Origin of the sequence: Streptomyces sp. NPDC093089, assembly GCF_044754405.1 — a bacterium.
Lineage (GTDB): Bacteria > Actinomycetota > Actinomycetes > Streptomycetales > Streptomycetaceae > Streptomyces.
Map to the genome: position 1 here is coordinate 1 of NZ_JBIVPA010000037.1, position 2059 is coordinate 2059.

At 73.3% G+C, this 2059-nt stretch carries 3 protein-coding genes; all 3 read left to right on the forward strand.

The window, feature by feature from the left end:
• Nucleotides 1-90, forward strand: a 90-nt coding sequence (locus tag ACIQFX_RS39095) for an acyl-CoA dehydrogenase family protein (RefSeq protein ID WP_144385854.1), incomplete at its 5' end; no start/stop codon positions are given.
• A gap of 28 nt (nucleotides 91-118) precedes the next feature.
• A complete protein-coding gene (locus tag ACIQFX_RS39100; RefSeq protein WP_366042841.1) occupies nucleotides 119-904 on the forward strand; it encodes an electron transfer flavoprotein subunit beta/FixA family protein in 786 nt (261 codons plus the stop codon).
• A gap of 39 nt (nucleotides 905-943) precedes the next feature.
• Nucleotides 944-1900, forward strand: a complete 957-nt coding sequence (locus ACIQFX_RS39105) for an electron transfer flavoprotein subunit alpha/FixB family protein (protein WP_402473369.1) — start codon at nucleotides 944-946, stop codon at nucleotides 1898-1900.
• The last annotated feature ends 159 nt before the right edge of the window (nucleotides 1901-2059 follow it).

A 2059-nucleotide genomic window follows, 5' to 3' on the forward strand; every position in this document is an offset into this window, starting at 1 on the left:
GAGCGCATGATGCGCGACGCCAAGATCACCCAGATCTACGAGGGCACCAACCAGGTTCAGCGCATCGTGATGGCCCGCAACCTCCCGTAACCACCAGCCCGTTGAAAGGAGACAGGCCGTGACCCTGAAGATCGCAGTCTGTGTGAAGTACGTCCCCGACGCGACCGGCGACCGCGGTTTCGCCGACGACCTGACGACCGACCGCGAGGCCGTCGACGGCCTGCTCTCCGAGCTGGACGAGTACGCGGTCGAGCAGGCCCTCCGCATCTCGGAGGAGTCCGACGACGCCGAGGTCACCGTCGTGACCGTGGGCCCGGACGACGCCAAGGACGCGCTGCGCAAGGCGCTGTCCATGGGCGCCGACAAGGCCGTCCACGTCAACGACGACGACATCCACGGCTCCGACGTCATCGCCACCTCCGCGATCCTGGCCAAGGCGCTGGAGAAGACCGGCTTCGACCTGGTCGTCTGCGGCATGGCCTCGACCGACGGCACGATGGGCGTGCTGCCCGCGCTGCTCGCCGAGCGCCTGAGCCTGCCGCAGGTCACCCTGCTCTCGGAGCTCTCCGTCGAGGACGGCCTGGTGAAGGGCCGCCGCGACGGCGACGCCGCCACCGAGCTCCTGGAGGCCCCGCTGCCGGCCGTCGTGTCGGTCACCGACCAGTCCGGCGAGGCCCGTTACCCCTCCTTCAAGGGGATCATGGCCGCCAAGAAGAAGCCGGTCGAGGAGCTGGACCTCGACGACCTGGACATCGACGCCGACGAGGTGGGCCTGGCCGGGGCGTGGACCCTGGTCGACTCGGCCACCGCACGTCCGGCCCGCACCCAGGGCACGATCGTCACGGACGAGGGCGACGGCGGCAAGCAGCTGGCCGCCTTCCTCGCCACCCAGAAGTTCATCTGACCCGCCGTCGGTCACTCACCCACACAGGAGCTACGAATCATGGCTGAGATCCTGGTTCTCGTGGACCACGCCGACGGTGCGGTCCGCAAGCCGGCCCTCGAACTGCTGACGCTGGCCCGCCGCATCGGCGAGCCCACGGCGGTCGTCCTGGGCGCCGGCGACGCCGCCGCCTCGATCGCCGCCACGGCGGGCGAGTACGGCGCGGCCACCGTGTACGTCGCGGACGGCGCCGAGTTCACCGAGCAGCTCGTCGTCCCGAAGGTCGACGCGCTCACCCAGCTGGCCAAGGAGAAGGAGGTGGCCGCCGTCCTGGTGACCTCCTCCGGCGAGGGCAAGGAGATCGCGGCCCGCGTCGCGCTGCGCCTCGGCTCCGGCCTGATCACCGACGCGGTGGAGCTGGAGGCCGGCGAGAACGGCCCGGTCGCCACCCAGTCCGTCTTCGCCGCCTCGTACCAGGTGAAGTCGACGGTCACGCGCGGCGTCCCGGTCATCACGGTCAAGCCGAACTCCGCCGCCCCGGAGGCCGCTCCGGCCGCCGGCACGGTCGAGAACGTGACCGTCGCGTTCACCGGCAACGCCGCGAAGGTCGTCTCGCGCACCCCGCGCGTCTCCACCGGCCGCCCCGAGCTGACCGAGTCCGCGATCGTGGTCTCCGGCGGCCGCGGTGTCGGCGCGGCCGAGGGCTTCGCCGTCGTCGAGAAGCTGGCCGACTCGCTCGGCGCGGCCGTCGGCGCCTCCCGCGCCGCCGTGGACGCCGGCTGGTACCCGCACTCCAACCAGGTCGGCCAGACCGGCAAGCAGGTCTCGCCGCAGCTGTACGTCGCGGCGGGCATCTCCGGTGCGATCCAGCACCGGGCCGGCATGCAGACGTCGAAGACGATCGTCGCGGTCAACAAGGACCCCGAGGCCCCGATCTTCGACCTGGTCGACTACGGCGTGGTCGGCGACCTCTTCGAGGTGCTGCCGCAGCTGACGGACGAGATCGGCGCCCGCTGACCGTCGGGTCCCGCACGGAGAAGGGGGGGGGGGGGGGGGGGGGGGGGGGCCCCCCCCCCCCCCCCCCCGGGGGGGGGCCCCCCGCCGCCGGGGGGGGGCCCCCCCCCGCCGCGGGGGGGGGCCCCCCGCGGGGGGGGGGCCCCCCCCCGGGGGGCCCGG